Here is a 19693-nt window from a genome sequence, read left to right as displayed (position 1 = left end):
GCCAAAGCCTGACTAGGCTTTGGCATAGCTCACTTCATTCAGAGGGAAATGCCATGGGTATCATCGGAACCATCTTTATCGGCTTGATCGTCGGCCTGCTCGCGCGTTTCCTCAAGCCAGGCGACGACAGCATGGGCTGGATCATGACCATCCTGCTGGGTATCGCCGGCTCCCTGGCCGCGACCTACGGTGGTCAGGCACTGGGTATCTACCAAGCAGGTCAGGGCGCAGGCTTTCTGGGCGCGCTGGTCGGGGCGATCATCCTGCTGGTGATCTACGGCCTGATCAAAAAGAAGTAATCAGCCGACAAAGTCCTCTGCGCTGCGCAGGCGCAGAGGGCTAGAATGCTCGGCACTTGTAATTGCCGAGCCTCTCCATGCGCCGTCTTCTGTTGACTCTCCTCCTGCTGGGCTCTGGCCTGGCGCACGCCAGTGAATTGCCGGAAACCGACTGGCTCGACCTGATGCCGATGTCGGACCAAAAGGCCCTCGAAGCCATGCCCGAGATCGACCACAACTCCCCGGAAGCTCAAGGCACCTTTACCGACAAGGGTGGTTTGAAGCAGAGCAAAGGCTTGCCCGCGGTGATGTATTCGACCAAGACCGTGGCGGCCATGAACGGCAAGAACATCCGTATCGGCGGCTACCCGGTGCCGTTGGAAACCGATGCCAAGGGCCGTAGCACGCTGTTCTTCCTGGTGCCGTACCCAGGCGCGTGCATCCACGTGCCGCCACCGCCGCCTAATCAATTGGTGCTGGTGCGTTATCCCAAGGGGCTGAAGCTGGATGATATCTACACGCCGCTGTGGGTGACGGGCACGTTGAAGGTGGAGAAGGTTAACAATGACTTGGCGGATGCGGCGTATGCGCTGGATGCGGGGAAGGTGCGGGTGGTGAAGGAGTCAGACCTCTAGAACCCGACACATAACCATGTGGGAGGGGGCTTGCCCCTCCCACATTTGATTGGGTTTACAGAGCTATACCGCAGATGCTCACGCCCAACGTGTGATGTTCACCCGGCGCCAGCGCCACCACATCCTTCAGCACATTCGCCGTCTCGATGCACAGCATGCCTGTCCAGCCATCGTCGGCCATGTCGTCGAAGGCCTTGGCGCGTTCGGTCCAGGGGTTCCAGATCACGGTGGATTTCGAGCCTTCGCTGATGAGCTGGATACGGCGCCGCCAATCCTTGTCGATGATGGTCAGCTCTGCAGGCGTGTCGAGATAGATGCGGTCGGTCTCGGCACTGAAGTGCAGCAGGCCGGATTGCTTCTTCTCGCTCCAGCCATCGGCGGTGTCGATGTACGCCGAGCCGTCCAGGCCGTCGACCTGCACGTTGCGCACATCGCTGACGGCGAAGTAGGTGTGCAGCGCCTGGCTCAGGGTGACGGTGTCGGTGCCCCGGTTATGGCTGGTCAGGCGGATGTGCAGTTGGTCGTCCAGCCGCAGGCTCAGTGTCAGGTCAACCTGATGGGGCCAGCCGGGGAAGCCGCCTGCCGGTACGGGCAGTGTCAGGTCCACGCGCAGGGCTTCGCCTTCCAGTTCGCTCCCCGCCAATTCCCAGCGTGCCGTACGCGCAAAACCGTGGGCGCCGGCAGGTTGGTCACTCTGGCGCATCGCCTTTACGCTTTGCGGGTTACGGTCGAACACGCCAAACCATGGCCAGCACACCGGTACACCGGTTCGGATGCCTTTGCCTTGCTTGAACACCGCCGCCGGGTTAGACCAGATCAGCGGCTGCTCGCCCTCACGCCCGTAACTGAAGATATGCGCGCCCTGCTGGGCGACCATCAATTGCGCGCCGTTGTGGCGGATACGCCAGCAGTCCAGCTCGTCGATTTTCAGGGTTTCAACGTGGGGCGTAGGCATACACAGCACTCTTCATGGCAGGCAATGGGGCAATGGACCGTCAAAACCCGGCGAGGTTTAACGTGCGCGCGACGGCACCGAACGCGTGCGGCCACTGCCGTCGATGGCGACGAACACAAACACCGCCTCGGTGACCTTGCGCCATTCGCTGGACAGCGGGTCGTCGCTCCACACTTCGACCATCATCTGGATCGAGCTGCGGCCGATTTCCAGGGCCTGAGTATAGAAGGACAACTGCGCGCCCACTGCCACCGGCACCAGAAACGCCATGCGATCAATCGCCACGGTGGCCACGCGACCGCCCGCGACCTTGCTGGCCATTGCCGTGCCGGCCAGGTCCATCTGCGCGACCAGCCAGCCGCCGAAGATATCGCCAAAGCCGTTGGTCTCGCGCGGAAGCGCGGTGATTTGCAGGGCGAGGTCGCCTTGCGGGATAGGGTCTTCTTGTTCGAGTTCGATCATGCCGGAGATGCCTCTCAAGACTGCGGGTTCTTGCGCGTGCGTGGGCCGAGTATATCGACACCCTTGCGCCGCGACGACCTTCTGTGGCTGATTTGGTCGGCAATTGGCCGCTGTATCGCGGCTTTTTGCGGCAACTGTGCTTGTGATGTGCTTTTGCAAGCGATTTGCTATCTTGCCCAACCCGTCCTGGCTCAGCCAGCACACCGGATCTGCCGTCCTGACTAATAAGAGAAGCCTTGCCATGTCCTCCGTGCCCGCAAGCAGTGCGCAGCCTTCGCGCCCGCTGACCCGCAACGACTACAAAACCCTGTCGCTGTCTGCCTTGGGCGGGGCGCTGGAGTTCTACGATTTCATCATTTTCGTGTTTTTCGCCACCGTGGTCGGAAAACTGTTCTTCCCTGCCGACATGCCTGAATGGCTGCGCATGATGCAAACCTTCGGCATCTTCGCCGCCGGTTACCTGGCCCGCCCACTGGGCGGCATCATCATGGCGCACTTCGGCGACCTGCTGGGCCGCAAGAAAATGTTCACCCTGAGCATCTTCATGATGGCCGTACCGACCCTGATCATGGGCCTGCTGCCGACCTACGCGCAGATCGGCCTGTGGGCACCGATCCTGTTGCTGCTGATGCGCGTCATCCAGGGCGCGGCGATTGGCGGCGAAGTGCCGGGCGCGTGGGTGTTCGTCTCCGAACACGTACCGCCACGCCATATCGGCTACGCCTGCGGTACCCTGACCAGCGGCCTTACGGCCGGTATCCTGCTGGGTTCGCTGGTGGCCACCGCAATCAACACGCTTTACACCCCTGAGCAGGTCTCGGATTACGCCTGGCGTGTTCCGTTCCTGTTGGGTGGCGTGTTCGGCCTGCTGTCGGTGTACCTGCGTCGCTGGCTGCACGAAACGCCGATCTTCGCCGAAATGCAGCAACGCAAGACGTTGGCCGCCGAGCTGCCATTGCGCGCGGTACTGCGCGACCACCGTGGCGCCATCGTGCTGTCGATGCTGCTGACCTGGTTGCTGTCGGCCGGCGTGGTGGTGGTTATCCTCATGACCCCGACCGTGCTGCAAACCATCTACCACTTCAGCCCGACCGTAGCGCTGCAAGCCAACAGCCTGGCCATCGTGACCCTGAGCCTGGGCTGCATCGCCTCCGGCGCCTTGGCTGACCGCTTCGGTGCGGGCCGCGTGCTCATTAGCGGTTGCGCGCTGCTGCTGGCCACTTCTTGGACGCTCTACCACAGCCTGTTGGCCCACCCGGACTGGCTGTTCCCGCTGTACGCCTTGACCGGCCTGTTTGTCGGCACAATCGGCGTGGTGCCGTACGTGATGGTCAAAGCCTTCCCACCCGTGGTGCGTTTCAGCGGCTTGTCGTTTTCCTACAACGTGGCCTATGCCGTGTTCGGCGGTCTGACGCCACTGGCGGTCTCGCTGCTGATGAAAGAAAGCCCGATGGGCCCGTCTTACTACGTGGCTGCCCTGTGTGTGATGGGGATGGGAGTAGGCGTGTATCTGTGGAAACGCGGGCGTTAAAATCACCCGGTTCCCCTGTGGCGAGCAAGCTCGCTCGCCACAGGCTCTATAGGGGTTTGCGAACCCCCCGCTTCAAGCGCTCCAACCTCCTCGCAAGTCCCTTATTCATTGGCCTTCTCCCTTCCTGTCAGGAAATTCTTAAATAGTGGCCTTTCATCTAACTGTCACATTGCAGACATAGAGTGTTCACACGGCCTACCGATACTTGGCCCCGATCCAACTATCCCTATCTGCTAGGAGCAAGGCATGAAACTGAAACGTTTGATGGCGGCAATGACTTTTGTCGCTGCTGGCGTTGCGACCGCCAACGCGGTGGCCGCTGGTGTTGATCCGGCAATCCCGGCGTACGTTAAGACCACTGGTGTGTCGGGCAACTTGTCCAGCGTCGGTTCCGATACCCTGGCTAACCTGATGACCCTGTGGGCCGAGGGTTACAAAAAGGAATACCCGAACGTCAACATCCAGATTCAAGCTGCCGGCTCCGCTACTGCGCCACCTGCGCTGACTGAAGGCACCTCCAACCTGGGCCCGATGAGCCGCAAGATGAAGGACACCGAACTGGCTGCCTTCGAGCAGAAGTACGGCTACAAGCCAACCGCTATCCCGGTGGCCGTGGATGCCCTGGCCGTGTTCGTGCACAAGGACAACCCGATCCAGCACCTGACCATGGAGCAAGTGGACGCGATCTTCTCCTCGACGCGTCTGTGCGGCGGCAAAGCCGACGTGAAAACCTGGGGCGAGCTGGGCGTGACCGGCGACCTGGCCAACAAGCCAGTGCAGCTGTTCGGTCGTAACTCGGTGTCCGGCACCTACGGCTACTTCAAGGAAGAAGCCCTGTGCAAAGGCGATTACAAGCCTAACGTGAATGAACAACCAGGCTCGGCTTCGGTCGTGCAGTCGATCAGCTCCTCGCTGAACGGCATCGGTTACTCGGGCATCGGTTACAAGACCGCCAGCGTGAAAACCGTGCCTCTGGCCAAGAAAGGCAGCACTGACTACATCGAAGACACCGAAGAAAACGCCCTGAACGGCAAGTACCCGCTGTCGCGTTTCCTCTACGTGTATGTCAACAAAGCCCCGAACAAGCCTCTGGCTCCGCTGGAAGCTGAGTTCGTGAAACTGGTTCTGTCCAAACAGGGCCAGGAAGTTGTAGTGAAAGATGGCTACATCCCACTGCCAGCCAAAGTGGCCGCCAAGGCCCTGGCTGACCTGGGTCTGAAAGAAGGCAACTGATTGCCTTCGCGGGGCCGGCATACCGGCCCCGCATCCGAATTTTCTAGTCCGCTGCCAGCTATGCTTCGCGGCGGATTTGTTGCGTCACTGCACTGTCATCTTTCTGTCATACAGGATCGCTAGGGTGTGCGCATGAATGATCTGGCCAATTCCACCATGACGACGACTTCTCCTCCCAAGCGCATTGATTTCAATACGCCTGAGCTGCAACGCAAGCGCCGCATTCGCGCGCTCAAAGATCGCCTGACCCGTTGGTACGTGCTGGTGGGCGGCCTCGCCGTCCTCGGTGCTATCACCCTGATCTTCTTCTTCCTCGCCTACGTCGTCGCGCCGTTGTTCCAGGGTGCCTCGTTGACCAAGGAAGAGGCGCTCACCCCGGCCTGGATCCAGGACGCCGGCAAGCCGCTGATGATCTCCCTCGAAGAGCAGAACCAGGTCGGCATGCGGGTTTCCGACAAGGGCCAGGCGCTGTTCTTTAATGTAGAGACTGGCGCCGAGCTCAAACGCGTCGACCTGGCGCTTCCCGTGGGGACCAGCGTCGCGTCCATCGGTGAAGACCAGCCAGGCAGCCCGCTGGTGATCCTTGGTTTGTCCAATGGCCAATCGTTGGTGTTCCGCCACACCTACAAAGTGTCCTACCCGGACGGCAAGAAAACCATCACGCCAGCGATTGAATACCCTTACGGTGAAACGCCGATCGTGCTGGATGACGCCGGTCGCCCGTTGGAGCATGTAGCCCTCAACGCCACTGACACCTCCCTAGTGGTGGCAGGTTCGGCCGGTTCGCACCTGAGCGTGCTGACCCTGAGCCGCGAAGAGAACATGATGACTGGCGAAGTCACCAGCGAGCAGAAGCGTGTCGAGCTGCCGCAAATGACCGAGCCGGTGAAGGCGATCTTCATCGACCCGCGCCAGCAGTGGCTGTATGTGATCAACGGCCGTGCCCTGGCCGATGTGTTCAGCCTGCGCGACAAGAGCCTCAACGGCCGCTACAAACTGTTGGAAGATGGCAACGCCGAAATCACCGCCAGTACCCAACTGGTCGGCGGTATCTCGCTGATCATCGGTAACTCCAAAGGCGGCCTGGCCCAGTGGTTCATGGCCCGCGATCCGGATGGCGAGCAGCGCTTCAAGCAGATCCGTACCTTCCAGATGGGCACGGCGCCCATCGTTGAAATCACCGCCGAAGAACGCCGCAAGGGCTTCACCGCCCTCGACGCTTCCGGCCAGTTCGGTGTGTTCCACAGCACCGCCCATCGCACTTTGCTGGTCGACCCGGTGGTCGACGGCCAGGGCGTGTTCGGCCTGTCGCCACGGGCCAACCGCGTAATCGTGGAAGCCGGCGGCAAGCTGCAACCGTTGCTGCTCGACAACCCGCACCCGGAAGTGTCCTGGAGCGCGTTGTGGAGCAAGGTCTGGTACGAAAACTACGACGAACCTAAATACGTCTGGCAATCGACCGCTGCCAACACCGACTTCGAACCCAAGATGAGCCTGGCCCCGCTGACCTTCGGTACCTTGAAGGCCGCGTTCTACGCCATGCTGCTGGCCGCACCGCTGGCCGTCGCCGCTGCGATCTACACCGCCTATTTCATGGCCCCGAGCCTGCGCCGCAAGGTCAAGCCGGTGATCGAGTTGATGGAGGCGATGCCGACCGTGATCCTCGGCTTCTTCGCCGGCCTGTTCCTGGCGCCATACGTGGAAGGGCATCTACCGGGGATTTTCAGCCTGCTGATGCTGCTGCCGATTGGCATCCTGGTGGCGGGCTTTGTGTTCAGCCGCTTGCCGGAGTCGATTCGCCTGCGCGTCCCCGATGGCTGGGAAAGCGCGATCCTGATCCCGGTGATCCTGTTTGTGGGCTGGCTCTCGCTGTACATGAGCCCGTACCTGGAAACCTGGTTCTTCGGCGGCGACATGCGCATGTGGATCTCCCACGACCTGGGAATCACCTACGACCAGCGCAACGCGCTGGTGGTCGGCCTGGCCATGGGGTTCGCGGTGATCCCGAACATCTACTCCATCGCCGAAGACGCCGTGTTCAGCGTGCCGCGCGGCCTGACCCTGGGCTCGCTGGCCCTGGGTGCCACGCCGTGGCAGACCATGACGCGGGTGGTGATCCTGACCGCCAGCCCGGGCATCTTCTCCGCCCTGATGATCGGCATGGGCCGTGCAGTCGGCGAGACCATGATCGTGCTGATGGCCACCGGCAACACGCCGGTGATGGAGATGAACCTGTTCGAAGGCCTGCGAACGCTCGCGGCCAACGTCGCGGTGGAAATGCCGGAGTCGGAAGTGGGCGGCAGTCACTACCGCGTGCTGTTCCTCTCGGCACTGGTGCTGCTGCTGTTCACCTTCATCATGAACACCCTCGCCGAGCTGATCCGTCAGCGTCTGCGCAAGAAATACTCGTCGCTTTAAGAAAGGTAGAAGTCTGTGAAACAGAACTCCCTGAATGGATGGTTCAAGAGCGGCGCCCCCGGCGTCTGGATCAGCGGTGGCGCGGTGTCCATCGCGGTCATCATGACCATTGGGTTGCTGGCCGTGATTGCGGTGCGTGGTTTGGGCCACTTCTGGCCGGCTGACCTGATCCAGGCCAACTACAGCGTGCCGGGCCAGGAAAACCATATCGTCATCGGCGAAGTGGTGCAGAAAGAAGAAGTGCCCCGCGAGCGCCTGAAAAGTGCTGGCCTGCCGGTGCCCGATGAAGGCCCGGAATTCATGACCCGCGAGCTGATCAAGGTCGGCAACCGGGACTTGAATGGCAACGACTTCACCTGGATCGTCGGCGAATGGCTGAAGGACCAGACCACGCCGAAAAACCTGATGGCGATCGAGCGGCGTGAGTGGGGCAACTTCTACGGCACCCTGGTCAACGTCAAGCAGGATGGCAAGGTCATCGCTGAAGGCGAGGCCGCGTGGCCGGAACTGCAAGCCCGCGTCGACCGCGTCAACAAGCTGGCCGCCCAGCTCAAGAGCCTGGAAAAAACCGATATCGGCGCGATCAACGCCGGCCTCGAACGCATCCGCCTGCACGGTCGTAAACTGGAGCTGGAAGGCAAGCTCGATGCCACCGCCCAGGCTGATATGGATGCTGACCGCGCCGAGCTGAATGCCCGTTACCAGGACATCGAAGCGCGTCTGGCCGACCTGCACGCCCAGTTCAACCGCGATGCGCTGACTGCTCGCGATGGCAACGGCAAGGAAATCGAAATCGGCATCGGCAAAGTGGTGCACGCCTACCAGCCGAATGCCATGGGCACGCTGACCAAGATCGGCTTCTACTTCAGCAAAGTCTGGGAATTTTTGAGCGATGACCCACGGGAAGCCAACACTGAAGGCGGGATCTTCCCGGCCATCTTCGGCACTGTGATGATGACCCTGATCATGGCGATGATCGTGACCCCGTTCGGCGTACTGGCGGCGGTGTACCTGCGTGAATACGCCAAGCAGAACACCCTGACCCGCATCATCCGCATCGCTGTGAACAACCTGGCCGGTGTACCGGCCATCGTCTACGGCGTGTTCGGCCTGGGCTTCTTCGTGTATGTACTGGGTGGCTCGGTTGACCGCCTGTTCTTCGCCGAAGCCCTGCCGGCACCGACCTTCGGTACGCCTGGCCTGCTGTGGGCCTCGCTGACCCTGGCGCTGCTGGCGGTGCCGGTGGTGATCGTGGCCACCGAAGAAGGCCTGGCGCGGATTCCCCGCACTGTGCGTGAAGGTTCCCTGGCGCTGGGCGCGACCAAGGCGGAAACGCTGTGGAAGATCGTGCTGCCGATGGCCAGCCCGGCCATGATGACCGGCATGATCCTCGCCGTGGCCCGTGCCGCCGGCGAAGTGGCGCCGCTGATGCTGGTAGGCGTGGTGAAACTGGCCCCGTCGCTGCCGCTGGACGGCAACTACCCGTACCTGCACCTGGACCAGAAGATCATGCACTTGGGCTTCCACATTTATGACGTCGGCTTCCAGAGCCCCAACGTCGAAGCCGCACGGCCACTGGTGTACGCCACCGCCTTGCTGCTGGTACTGGTGATCGCCACGCTCAACTTGTCGGCGGTGTGGATACGTAACCACCTGCGCGAGAAATACAAAGCGTTGGACAGCTGACACGATCCAATGTGGGAGGGGGCTTGCCCCCTCCCACACTGGACCGCGCCATACACAGAATTTGAGTAAACCGCTCCGGCGGTTCAACGAACTGAATTGGTAGCACAGGGAGCATCCCATGCAACACGACACCCATTCCCACGGCATCAACATGTCTGCCCTGGGTCGCGACAAGCAGAGCCTGAGCCTGGCCCAGGAAACCGTGGCCATCGAAGTGCCAGGCCTGAGCCTGTACTACGGTGACAAGCAGGCGCTGTTCGACGTCAGCATGAACATCCCCAAGCAGCGCGTGACTGCCTTCATCGGCCCGTCGGGCTGCGGCAAGTCCACGCTGTTGCGCACCTTCAACCGCATGAACGACCTGGTCGACGGTTGCCGTGTGGACGGTGCGATCAACCTCTACGGCACCAACATCTACCGCAAAGGCGAAGACGTGGCCGAGTTGCGTCGCCGCGTGGGCATGGTGTTCCAGAAGCCCAACCCGTTCCCCAAGACCATCTACGAAAACGTGGTCTACGGCCTGCGTATCCAGGGCATCAACAAGAAGCGCATCCTCGACGAAGCCGTGGAGTGGGCCTTGAAAGGCGCGGCGCTGTGGGATGAGGTCAAGGACCGCCTGCACGAGTCGGCACTGGGCTTGTCCGGCGGTCAGCAGCAACGTCTGGTGATCGCCCGTACCATCGCCGTGGAGCCGGAAGTGCTGCTGCTCGACGAACCCTGCTCGGCACTCGACCCCATCTCGACCCTGAAAGTGGAAGAGCTGATCTACGAGCTCAAGTCCAAGTTCACCATCGTCATCGTGACCCACAACATGCAACAGGCGGCGCGAGTTTCCGACTACACCGCGTTCATGTACATGGGCAAGCTGGTGGAATTCGGCGATACCGATACCCTGTTCACCAATCCGGCGAAAAAGCAGACCGAAGACTACATCACCGGTCGCTACGGCTAGGAAGCTGTGGTTCTGATTGCATTGACGCTGCGGTTCTCCGCACCTTACCGGACGCTCCAAGGACGCCAACATGATTAGCAAAGAAGGCCTTACCCATCACATCTCCGCGCAGTTCAACGCCGAGCTTGAGGAAGTGCGCAGCCACCTCCTGGCGATGGGCGGCTTGGTGGAGAAGCAAGTCAACGACGCCGTGACCGCGCTGATCGAGGCCGACTCGGGCCTGGCCCAGCAGGTGCGTGAGATCGACGACCAGATCAATCAGATGGAACGCAATATCGACGAGGAATGCCTGCGCATTCTCGCCCGTCGCCAGCCGGCGGCCTCGGACCTGCGTTTGATCATCAGCATCTCCAAGTCGGTGATCGACCTGGAGCGCATCGGCGACGAAGCCACCAAGATCGCCCGCCGCGCCATCCAGCTGTGCGAAGAAGGCGAAGCGCCACGCGGCTACGTGGAAGTGCGCCACATCGGCGACCAGGTGCGCAACATGGTGCGCGATGCCCTAGATGCGTTTGCGCGCTTCGATGCCGACCTGGCGCTCTCGGTGGCGCAATACGACAAGGTCATCGACCGCGAATACAAGACCGCCCTGCGTGAGCTGGCGACCTACATGATGGAAGACCCGCGCTCTATCTCGCGGGTCTTGAGCATTATCTGGGTGCTGCGTTCCCTGGAGCGGATCGGCGATCATGCGCGCAATATCTCGGAACTGGTGATCTACCTGGTGCGCGGTACCGACGTACGGCACATGGGCCTCAAGCGTATGAAGGCCGAAGTTGAAGGTTCTGCCGACCAAATCCCTAATGTTCCGGGCGAACCTGACGATAAGTAAGGTTGCCCGAGAAATTAACGCCCGGCCTTTGGCCGGGCGTTTTCGTTTCTGGCATCTGAATTTTTTGCGCAGCGGAAGAAATAAAGTCCAGCTGTGACTACCGAGTTTTGGCAAAATGCCATTAGTCAGGCGTTCTGCGTGCCGAAGTTTTTATAGGATGAAGGGTCAATGAGTAAAGTCAGTGTATTGGTGGTGGATGACGCCTCGTTTATCCGCGATCTGGTGAAGAAGTGCCTGCGCAATTACTTCCCCGGGATCAAGCTTGAAGATGCGGTGAACGGAAAAAAGGCCCAGGCCATCCTGATGCGCGAAACCTTCGACCTGGTGCTGTGCGACTGGGAAATGCCGGAGATGTCCGGCCTGGAGCTGTTGACCTGGTGCCGCGAGCAACCGCACCTCAAGGCAATGCCATTCGTGATGGTGACCAGCCGTGGCGACAAAGAGAACGTGGTGCAGGCGATTCAGGCCGGCGTTTCCGGGTATGTCAGCAAGCCGTTCACCAACGAACAGCTGCTGAACAAGGTCAAGCAGGCCTTGCACAAGGTCGGCCGCCTCGACGCGCTGGTCGCCAGCGCGCCGACCAAAATGAACTCGGCCTTCGGCAACGACTCCCTGAGCGCCCTGACAGGCGGCAAGCCTGAAGCGTTGCGTTCGGCCCCCGTTGCAGCTGCGGCGCCGGCGCCCAGCAAAGGCCTGCTCAGCAGCCCGGCGGTGCAAGCCCCTTCCGCCGCACCGGCCGCCGGTCGTGGCCAGGGCCAGCTGCGTCTGTCCAGCGGCACCCAGCAATGCGTCATCAAAGCGTTGAGCATCAAGGAAGCGCTGCTGGTGGTGCGTCGCACGGAAGTCCTGCCGCAGGTACTGGAAAGTGCCGTACTCGACCTGGAACAAGGTGACAACGCCGAAGTGGCCCGCCTCAACGGCTACCTGCACGCCATCGTCGCCTTCGAGCCCAAGCCCGACAGCGACTGGCTGCAACTGACCTTCCGGTTTATCGACCAGGATGCGCAGAAGCTCGACTACATCTCCCGCTTGATTGCACGGGGCACGGCGCAGAAGCATTTCGTGCCGGGTGCGTAAGCGCCTGAATATCGGGAATCGACCGGCTGTCTGACTCCCCATTTCTGGTTTGATTTATATCTGTTTCGATATAGTCTCTCGATAACGCTTCAGCGTTATCGAGACTTTGCTATGCCTTGAAACAAACGTCCACCGCTTAGGCCCGAATCGTCGATTTGGCTTTTTCTTTCCAGGAAAGGAGAGGCCAATGCCAAGGCACAAGGACGTAGTGTTTTTAGGAAGCTCGCTCAAGGATCTCAAAGCGTTCCCACTCGATGCCCTTAGGGCCGTGGGTTTTCAGTTGGACCTCTTGCAGCAGGGCGAACAGCCTTTTGATTGCAAGCCGATGAGAACCATAGGGCGGGGCGTCAGTGAGATTAGAGTTACTCAGGAGTCGGGAGCGTTTCGGGTGTTCTATGTGGTCAACCGGCCTGAGGCTGTTTATGTGCTGCATGCACTGCGCAAGACCACACAGAAAACCGAATGGCGGGATATCGAACTGGCTCGCGCCAGATTGCAGGAGTTAGGTTAAGCCATGACAACTCAAAACATTCACGGTGAACGTTTCAGCTCCGTTTGGGACGCGTTGGAAGATACCCCTCAGCAAGCCGCCAATATGCGGCTACGTTCAAAACTGTTGTTGGAACTGTGCAAAACCATCCGCGGCTGGGAGCTTTCTCAAAAAGAAGCCGCCCAAAGACTGGGTATCAGTCAGCCCCGCCTCAACGACGTACTCACCGGCAAGATCGACAAACTTTCGCTGGATGCTTTGGTCAATTTGTCGGCAGCCGCGCAGATGAACGTGGATATTTGTTTTAATGGGCTGCCAGCATAGAGCTGTCATCCACACTTGCTAACCTGCCGCTCAGTCATCTCGGAAGGTTCACACCATGCTCCTTCGCCTTTTACTGTGCTGCGGGCTGGCCACGGTCACTACCTCGACCTTGGCCATGACCGTCTACAAATCCACCGACGCCAATGGTGTGGTGTTTTTCAGCGACCGGCACACCCCGGGCGCTCAAGCGTTTGAGCTGCATGAGCGCCGAGTCGAGCGTGTAAGACGACCGGTGCTCGATATGCCCAAACCCCTCTACCGACCGCAAGCCTACCGCTATCCCTTACCCTGGCGCGGCGGCCCGTTCCGCCTGACCCAAGGCCCCAACGGCAGCTTCAGCCACACCGACGCCAAGAGTCGCTACGCCATGGACATCGCCATGCCCGAAGGCACGCCGATCATCGCCGCGCGCAGTGGCGTGGTGGTGAAGACCGAGAACGGGCAGGCCGGGCGCGGCAATGATGCGTCGGGGAATTTTGTGCGGGTGCAGCATGATGACGGCACACAGGGCGTGTACCTGCATCTCAAGCAAGGGTCGGTCAGTGTGAGGGCGGGGCAGCGTGTGGCGGTGGGGAGCCCGCTGGCGTTGTCGGGCAATACCGGCAACAGCAGCGGGCCGCACCTGCACTTTGTGGTACAGCGCGCCACCGAGGCAGGGCTGGTGTCGATCCCGTATGAGTTCAACCAGCCGGTGGGCGCCTTGCCCAACTTTGCGTTGGGCAATTGAGGCTCAGTCGAGCATCAACACCTTGGCCAGTACGATCTTCGGCCCTTTCATCTTCTTGATGATAATCCGCAGGCCTTCAACCTCCAGCACTTCTTCCTCTTCCGGCACCCGTTTCAGGGTTTCGTAGATCAGGCCAGCCAGGGTTTCGGCTTCGATATGGTCCAGGTCGACGCCCAGCAGGCGTTCCACCTTGAACAGCGGGGTGTCGCCGCGTACCAGCAGCTTGCCCGGCTGGTAGGCCAGGATGCCGCGCTCGGCCTTGCGGTGTTCGTCCTGGATATCGCCAACCAGCACTTCGAGCACGTCTTCCATGGTCAGGTAGCCGATGATGTTGCCGTCGGCCTCTTCGACCACGGCGAAGTGCGAGCCGCCCTTGCGGAACTGTTCCAGCAATTGCGACAGCGGCATGTGGCGCGACACGCGCTCCAGTGGGCGCGTCAGCTCGGCCAGGTTGAACGACTCGGGGATATGGTCGAGTTCGGCCAGTTCCAGCAGCAGGTCCTTGATGTGCAGCAGACCGACGAACTCCTGGCGGACGCTGTCGTACACCGGGTAGCGGCTGAACTTGTGGCGGCGAAACAGCGCGAGGATTTCCTTGAGCGGTGCGTTGAACTCAAGGGTCACCAGGTCTTCGCGGGAGTTGGCCCAGTCGACGACTTCCAGTTCGCCCATTTCCACGGCTGAGGCCAGTACGCGCATGCCTTGGTCGCTCGGGTCCTGGCCACGGCTGGAGTGCAGGATCAACTTGAGTTCTTCGCGGCTGTAATGATGCTCATGGTGCGGGCCCGGCTCGCCTTGGCCGGCGATGCGCAGGATCGCGTTGGCGCTGGCGTTGAGCAGGTAGATCGCCGGGTACATGGCCCAGTAGAACAGGTACAGCGGCACAGCCGTCCACAGCGACAGCAACTCGGGTTTGCGAATCGCCCAGGATTTGGGCGCCAACTCACCGACCACGATGTGCAGGTAGGAAATCACGAAGAACGCCGCAAAGAACGACACTCCCTTGATCACTTCCGGCGATTCGACGCCCACGGCGGCCAACAGCGGTTCGAGGATGTGCGCAAACGCCGGCTCACCGACCCAACCCAGGCCCAGGGAGGCGAGGGTGATACCCAGCTGGCAGGCCGACAGGTAAGCGTCGAGCTGGCTGTGCACGGTGCGCAGAATCTGCCCGCGCCAGCCGTTGGTATGGGCGATGGCCTCGACCCGGGTGGAGCGCAGTTTGACCATGGCAAATTCTGCGGCAACGAAAAAACCGTTGAGCAGTACCAGGATCAGAGCAAAAAGAATCATGCCGAAGTCGGCGAAGAGTGTGGCGAGGGTGATACCAGGGGAAGGGTCCATGATTGGGTTTTGCAGGTTCCGTGTGTTCAAGAAGGGGTGACAGGCAGGCCTGAAAGGCAGGCGCAAGTCGGCCAATGTAGCGGCTGACGGGGCGCTTGCCTAGTGGTTGCTGCCGGGTGGGACGTGGAATGTATTGTCCAAAACACTGGAGATCCACTGTGGGAGGGGGCAAGCCCCCTCCCACAGTTGGTTTCGTGCTGTATTCGAGTTATTCGTCATTCCCGACGAGCCGCGAACGCGTCACCTGCGCCGGCGGAAAATGGCAGGTAAAGGTGCTGCCATGCCCCAGCACGCTGCTGATTTCCAGGCGCGCACGGTGGCGCAGCAGCACATGCTTGACGATCGCCAGGCCCAGCCCGGTGCCGCCGGTATTGGAGTTGCGGCTGGAGTCGACGCGGTAGAAGCGCTCGGTCAGGCGCGGCAGGTGCTTGGCGTCGATGCCGATGCCGGAGTCCTGCACGCTCAGGTGGGCGCCTTGCTCGTCGGCCCACCAGCGGATGCGGATGGTGCCCTTGTCCTGGGTGTACTTCACGGCGTTGAACACCAGGTTGGAGAACGCGCTGCGCAATTCGCCCTCGCTGCCCTTGAGCAACACCTGTGGGTCGGCTTCCAGGCTGATCTGCTGCCCGCGTTCGCCTGAAAGGGCCTGGGCGTCATTCTTGATGGTCTGCAACAGGCTTTGCACCCCCACCGGATGATTGTCCGAGGGGTAATCGGTGGCCTCAAGCTTGGCCAGCAACAGCAGGTCGTTGAGCAGCGTCTGCATGCGCGAACCTTGTTGCTGCATCTGCTGCAGGGCACGGCTCCAGCGCGGGTTGATCTCGTCGACGTTGTCGAGCAGCGTCTCCAGGTAGCCGCAGATCACCGTCAGCGGCGTGCGCAACTCGTGGGAGACGTTGGCGACGAAGTCTTTGCGCATCTGCTCCAGTTGGTGGATGCGCGTCACGTCGCGCACCAGCATCAGGTGCTCGTTGTTGCCGTAGCGCGTCAGGTAAAGCTGGATACGCACCCGGTCGTTGGTCGGCGAGGGGATTTCCAAGGCTTCTTCGTAATTGTCCTGCTCAAAGTATTCCTTGAAGCGCGGGTGGCGCACCAGGTTGGTCACCGGCTGGCCGCTGTCCTGGGGCGTCTTGAGGCCCAGCAGGGTCTCGGCGGCGCGGTTCCACCATTCCAGGTTGCCGTCGCTGTCGAGCATGATCACCGCGTCCTTGAGCGCGGCGGTAGACTCCTGCACCCGGTCGATCACCGCTTGCAGGCGCCCGCGCACCCGTTGGTCGCGGCGTTGCAGGTGGTAGATGCTGTCGAACACCTCGCCCCACAGGCCGTAGCCGTCGGGTGGTGCTTCGTCGGGCTTATGCTGGCGCAGCCATTCATGCAGGCGCAGCAGTTGCTTGAGGGTCCAGCCCAGGTAGAGGCCGATGCCGATGGCCAGGCTCCAGCCGTAGTAGCCGCTGATCAGCCCGACCAACAAGCAGCCGGTGATCAACAGGAGCATGTGGCGGATCAGGGTGCCATGCCAGTTCTGGTTCACTTAAACATGCGTCCTTGTCAGCTGTTAAGGAAGGAGAAGGGTTGGCTCAGCCTTTGGTGGAGAACCGGTAGCCGGTGCCGCGCACGGTTTGTACCAGATTCTCGTAGGCATCGCCCAAGGCTTTGCGCAAGCGGCGGATATGCACGTCGACGGTGCGCTCCTCCACATACACGTTGCCGCCCCACACCTGGTCCAGCAACTGGCCACGGGTGTAGGCGCGTTCCTGGTGGGTCATGAAAAATTGCAGCAGGCGGTATTCGGTAGGGCCCATCTCGGCCGGCGTGCCGTCGATGGTGACGCGGTGGCTGATCGGGTCGAGGATCAGGCCGCCGACTTCAATCGGCGCTTCGCCGTCGGTCGGGCCGGCGCGGCGTAAGACGGCCTTCAGACGCGCTACCAACTCCCGTGGGGAAAAGGGTTTGGTGATGTAGTCATCCGCGCCGACTTCCAGGCCCTGGATCTTGTTGTCCTCTTCGCCCTTGGCGGTGAGCATGATGATCGGGATGTCCCCGGTCAGCTCATCACGCTTGAGGCGACGGGCCAGTTCAATGCCGGAGGTGCCGGGCAGCATCCAGTCCAGCAGGATCAGGTCCGGCTTGCGGTCGACGATAATGGCATGGGCCTGCTGGGAGTTCTCCGCCTCCAGGCAGTCGTAGCCGGCCATTTCCAACGCAACGGCGATCATCTCGCGGATGGGCGCTTCGTCGTCAACAATCAGAATGCTCCTGCCAACCATGCTCAAAAATCCTCTTGTCATTTAACTGTCTTGCGCCGCATTAGATAACGGAATTATTGCAGTCGTGTGACAGTAATTTAGTCGCTCGGGCAAATCACGGCACTCTGGACTACCCTTTGGGTCCGAATCCTGACAACCACAAAAGGAAGGTTCCGATGACTTACCGTACTGTTTCCTGGAAAGCCCTGCTGGTAACGGCCGCGTTGACGCTGCCAGGCCTGGCGTTTGCGGGGGAGCCTGCGATGCCCCAAGGCGGCATGTTGGTGGATCACAAGGGCATGACGCTCTACACCTTCGATAAGGATGCCGAGGGCAAGTCGGTGTGCAAGGACCAGTGCGCGACCAACTGGCCGCCGCTGAAAGCTGAATCCACAGACACAAAGACGGGCGATTGGACGGTTATTACCCGTGATGACCAGACCAGCCAGTGGGCCTACAAAGGCAAGCCGGTGTACACCTACAAGGACGACAAGAAGGCCGGTGACAAGACCGGAGATGGCAAGGGCGGTGCGTGGCACATCATCATCAAGCCATAAGCCTGCGGCGCTGCTGAAAGCATCGGGGGCAAGCCCCCTCCCACAGTGGGAATGCGTACCCCTGTGGGAGGGGGCTTGCCCCCGATGGCGCCGGTACAGCCACCACAAAAAACTCAGCGAAACCCGTAGTCCGCCACAATCCCCACAAAAATCGCCAACCCGGCCCAGTGGTTGTGCAAAAACGCCTTGAAGCACTTCATGCGGTCCCGGTCACGGGTGTACCAGAACTCCCAGGCAAAGCAGCCCGCAGCGGCCAGCAACCCCAGATGGAACCAGCCGCCCAGCTCGAACTGCGCCCCTGCCAACAACAGACACACCAGCGCCAGGCTCTGCAGGGTCAGGATGATCACGCGGTCGGCATCGCCGAACAGGATCGCGGTGGACTTCACGCCGATCTTCAAGTCGTCGTCCCGGTCGGTCATCGCGTAATAGGTGTCATAGCCCACCGTCCACACCAGGTTGGCGATGTACAACAACCACGCCGTGGCTGGCAGGTGGCCCGTTTCGGCGGTGAACGCCATCGGCATACCCCAGGAGAACGCGGCGCCTAATACCACCTGCGGGTAATAGGTGTAGCGCTTCATGAACGGGTAACTCGCCGCCAGCGCCAATCCGCCAAGGGATAACAGGATGGTGGTGGCGTTGGTCAGCAGCACCAGCAGGAAACTGATGCCCATCAACACCGCAAAAAACACCAGCGCCTCTTTGGAACTGATCCTGCCGCTCACCAACGGGCGTTGCTCGGTGCGTTTCACATGGCCGTCAACCTTACGGTCGGCCCAGTCATTGATCACGCAGCCACCGGCCCGAGTCAGCACCACGCCCAGTACGAAAATCACGATATTGATAAATGAAGGCGAACCCTTGCCGGCAATCCACAGCGCCCACAGCGTCGGCCACAGCAGCAGGTAGATGCCGATGGGCTTGTCCAGGCGGGTCAGTTGGATGAAGTCCCAGGCCCTGGGGTTCAGGCGGTTCAGGGATTTGAGCAGACGTTGGTACATCAGCGGTTCTCCGGATTGTCATGCAGCGCGTGCCAGAAGCTCGGCAGGAAGATTTCCGCCACCAGCACGCTCAGCGACCCACGATCAAAACGTGAGCGGCGCGCCCACAGCTCATCGGCCTGATCTGCAGTCGGCAGCCATGGCCGTGGGTAATGGCACACCTCGATGGCCTGGCGCGTGAACGCTTGATCGCAGAACAGCAACTCGCCCAGTGAGCGGCTGCCCAACTCATCCATGTGCAGCCCGTCGCCCTGCAAGGCACTGCGCGCCGCCACGCTGCGGGCAAACACCCACGGTTGGCCGTGCCCGCGCAGATACACCTCGCGCACCCAGCCAACAGTGGCCGGGGCCAGGTCAAGGGCCACGCACTCATCGTCCCGCAACGGCTGCCAGCCTTCGAACAGCGGCGTCACGCTGAAAGCCTCGTCGGACAGCCATGTCAGCCGTCGCGTCAGCGAGCCTTCATCGAACAGCCAATTGAGGGTCAAGGGCCTGGGCAGAGGGCTCAAACGGCTCTGGATCAGCCATTGGCAAGCATCGGGGTGAGCGGTTGAGTGCGGCACGGAGAGTCAGTAATTGGCAGCAAAAGAGGCGGCGAGCTTACCATGGCACCCTGGACTTTTGCCGGGCTCAACCGGCACCTTGCGTCGATCGCGCTTGCATCTGCCGGCCCCGATCAGTACAAAACGCCCTGAGCCGCGCGGCAATGCGAGTCTATCGACCGTCGGCCAAGATGCCTGGACCCTGAGGAAGTAAGTAATGAAGAAGTGGCAATGTGTAGTCTGTGGCCTGATTTATGACGAGAAAGACGGCTGGCCGGATGACGGAATCGCTCCGGGTACCCTGTGGCAGGACGTCCCGGAAGACTGGCTGTGCCCGGACTGCGGCGTGGGCAAAATGGATTTCGAAATGATCGAAATCGGCTAATTTTCAGCTTTCAGA

Annotated in this window: 21 protein-coding genes; 14 read left to right on the top strand and 7 right to left on the bottom strand. The window is 61.0% G+C overall.

What is annotated here, in order from left to right:
- Positions 1 to 53: 53 nt before the first annotated feature.
- Entirely contained in the window at positions 54 to 299 is a 246-nt protein-coding gene (locus tag AOA60_RS21020) for a GlsB/YeaQ/YmgE family stress response membrane protein (protein WP_099586064.1), read from the top strand.
- 77 nt (positions 300 to 376) lie between these two features.
- Entirely contained in the window at positions 377 to 913 is a 537-nt protein-coding gene (locus AOA60_RS21015) for a DUF3299 domain-containing protein (protein WP_099586063.1), read from the top strand.
- 55 nt (positions 914 to 968) lie between these two features.
- Here AOA60_RS21015 and AOA60_RS21010 read toward each other — a convergent pair whose 3' ends face one another.
- Together AOA60_RS21010 and AOA60_RS21005 are read right to left on the bottom strand one after the other, a co-directional pair.
- Positions 969 to 1868: a D-hexose-6-phosphate mutarotase gene (locus tag AOA60_RS21010; RefSeq protein ID WP_099586062.1), complete on the bottom strand. Its 900-nt coding sequence runs from the start codon at positions 1866 to 1868 to the stop codon at positions 969 to 971.
- A gap of 57 nt (positions 1869 to 1925) precedes the next feature.
- Positions 1926 to 2330, bottom strand: a complete 405-nt coding sequence (locus tag AOA60_RS21005; protein ID WP_003176975.1) for an acyl-CoA thioesterase — start codon at positions 2328 to 2330, stop codon at positions 1926 to 1928.
- Between the two features lie 241 nt (positions 2331 to 2571).
- Here AOA60_RS21005 and AOA60_RS21000 point away from each other — a divergent pair, with 241 nt between their 5' ends.
- From AOA60_RS21000 to AOA60_RS20955, 10 genes are all read left to right on the top strand, one after another.
- Positions 2572 to 3861, top strand: a complete 1290-nt coding sequence (locus AOA60_RS21000; protein ID WP_099586061.1) for an MFS transporter — start codon at positions 2572 to 2574, stop codon at positions 3859 to 3861.
- Between the two features lie 246 nt (positions 3862 to 4107).
- Positions 4108 to 5094, top strand: coding sequence for a phosphate ABC transporter substrate-binding protein PstS (locus AOA60_RS20995; RefSeq protein ID WP_099586060.1), 987 nt, complete (start codon positions 4108 to 4110; stop codon positions 5092 to 5094).
- 384 nt (positions 5095 to 5478) lie between these two features.
- Positions 5479 to 7512, top strand: coding sequence for an ABC transporter permease subunit (locus AOA60_RS20990; protein ID WP_178075390.1), 2034 nt, complete (start codon positions 5479 to 5481; stop codon positions 7510 to 7512).
- 15 nt (positions 7513 to 7527) lie between these two features.
- On the top strand, positions 7528 to 9198 hold the full coding sequence (gene pstA / locus AOA60_RS20985; protein ID WP_099586058.1) for a phosphate ABC transporter permease PstA: 1671 nt from the start codon (positions 7528 to 7530) through the stop codon (positions 9196 to 9198).
- A gap of 118 nt (positions 9199 to 9316) precedes the next feature.
- Positions 9317 to 10150 (top strand): phosphate ABC transporter ATP-binding protein PstB, encoded by an 834-nt coding sequence (pstB, locus tag AOA60_RS20980; protein WP_027608247.1) that lies wholly within the window; start codon positions 9317 to 9319, stop codon positions 10148 to 10150.
- A gap of 70 nt (positions 10151 to 10220) precedes the next feature.
- Positions 10221 to 10982 (top strand): phosphate signaling complex protein PhoU, encoded by a 762-nt coding sequence (gene phoU / locus AOA60_RS20975; RefSeq protein ID WP_053127580.1) that lies wholly within the window; start codon positions 10221 to 10223, stop codon positions 10980 to 10982.
- A 168-nt stretch (positions 10983 to 11150) separates the two neighbouring features.
- Complete coding sequence (locus tag AOA60_RS20970; protein WP_099586057.1) at positions 11151 to 12059, top strand: response regulator; 909 nt, start codon at positions 11151 to 11153, stop codon at positions 12057 to 12059.
- A 187-nt stretch (positions 12060 to 12246) separates the two neighbouring features.
- On the top strand, positions 12247 to 12570 hold the full coding sequence (locus AOA60_RS20965) for a type II toxin-antitoxin system RelE/ParE family toxin (RefSeq protein ID WP_099586056.1): 324 nt from the start codon (positions 12247 to 12249) through the stop codon (positions 12568 to 12570).
- A 3-nt stretch (positions 12571 to 12573) separates the two neighbouring features.
- Positions 12574 to 12873, top strand: a complete 300-nt coding sequence (locus tag AOA60_RS20960; protein ID WP_099586055.1) for a helix-turn-helix domain-containing protein — start codon at positions 12574 to 12576, stop codon at positions 12871 to 12873.
- 55 nt (positions 12874 to 12928) lie between these two features.
- Positions 12929 to 13600, top strand: a complete 672-nt coding sequence (locus AOA60_RS20955) for a peptidoglycan DD-metalloendopeptidase family protein (RefSeq protein WP_099586054.1) — start codon at positions 12929 to 12931, stop codon at positions 13598 to 13600.
- 3 nt (positions 13601 to 13603) lie between these two features.
- On the opposite strand, the gene AOA60_RS20950 is transcribed toward AOA60_RS20955, so the two are convergent.
- The 3 genes from AOA60_RS20950 to phoB form a co-directional block, all read right to left on the bottom strand.
- Complete coding sequence (locus tag AOA60_RS20950; RefSeq protein ID WP_099586053.1) at positions 13604 to 14944, bottom strand: hemolysin family protein; 1341 nt, start codon at positions 14942 to 14944, stop codon at positions 13604 to 13606.
- 208 nt (positions 14945 to 15152) lie between these two features.
- A complete protein-coding gene (gene phoR / locus AOA60_RS20945; protein ID WP_178117271.1) occupies positions 15153 to 16439 on the bottom strand; it encodes a phosphate regulon sensor histidine kinase PhoR in 1287 nt (428 codons plus the stop codon).
- 82 nt (positions 16440 to 16521) lie between these two features.
- Positions 16522 to 17211, bottom strand: a complete 690-nt coding sequence (phoB, locus tag AOA60_RS20940; RefSeq protein ID WP_003231714.1) for a phosphate regulon transcriptional regulator PhoB — start codon at positions 17209 to 17211, stop codon at positions 16522 to 16524.
- A gap of 155 nt (positions 17212 to 17366) precedes the next feature.
- Between phoB and AOA60_RS20935 the strand changes: the two genes are divergently transcribed.
- The gene (locus tag AOA60_RS20935; protein WP_099586051.1) at positions 17367 to 17747 is read left to right on the top strand and encodes a hypothetical protein; all 381 of its coding nucleotides are present in this window, start codon (positions 17367 to 17369) and stop codon (positions 17745 to 17747) included.
- Positions 17748 to 17860: 113 nt separating this feature from the next.
- Here the strand turns inward: AOA60_RS20935 and ubiA are convergent, their stop codons facing one another.
- Together ubiA and AOA60_RS20925 are read right to left on the bottom strand one after the other, a co-directional pair.
- A complete protein-coding gene (gene ubiA / locus AOA60_RS20930; RefSeq protein ID WP_099586050.1) occupies positions 17861 to 18751 on the bottom strand; it encodes a 4-hydroxybenzoate octaprenyltransferase in 891 nt (296 codons plus the stop codon).
- A complete protein-coding gene (locus tag AOA60_RS20925) occupies positions 18751 to 19314 on the bottom strand; it encodes a chorismate lyase (RefSeq protein ID WP_099586049.1) in 564 nt (187 codons plus the stop codon). The genes ubiA and AOA60_RS20925 overlap by 1 nt, the downstream gene beginning before the upstream one ends.
- Positions 19315 to 19510: 196 nt before the next feature.
- Between AOA60_RS20925 and AOA60_RS20920 the strand changes: the two genes are divergently transcribed.
- Positions 19511 to 19678: a rubredoxin gene (locus AOA60_RS20920; RefSeq protein ID WP_003213373.1), complete on the top strand. Its 168-nt coding sequence runs from the start codon at positions 19511 to 19513 to the stop codon at positions 19676 to 19678.
- Positions 19679 to 19693 lie beyond the last annotated feature (15 nt).

It is taken from the genome of Pseudomonas sp. 2822-17, from assembly GCF_002742485.1.
Taxonomy (GTDB): domain Bacteria; phylum Pseudomonadota; class Gammaproteobacteria; order Pseudomonadales; family Pseudomonadaceae; genus Aquipseudomonas; species Aquipseudomonas cyclaminis.
The sequence above is the reverse complement of the archived record's forward strand: the minus strand, read 5'-3'. Positions and strand labels throughout refer to the sequence as shown.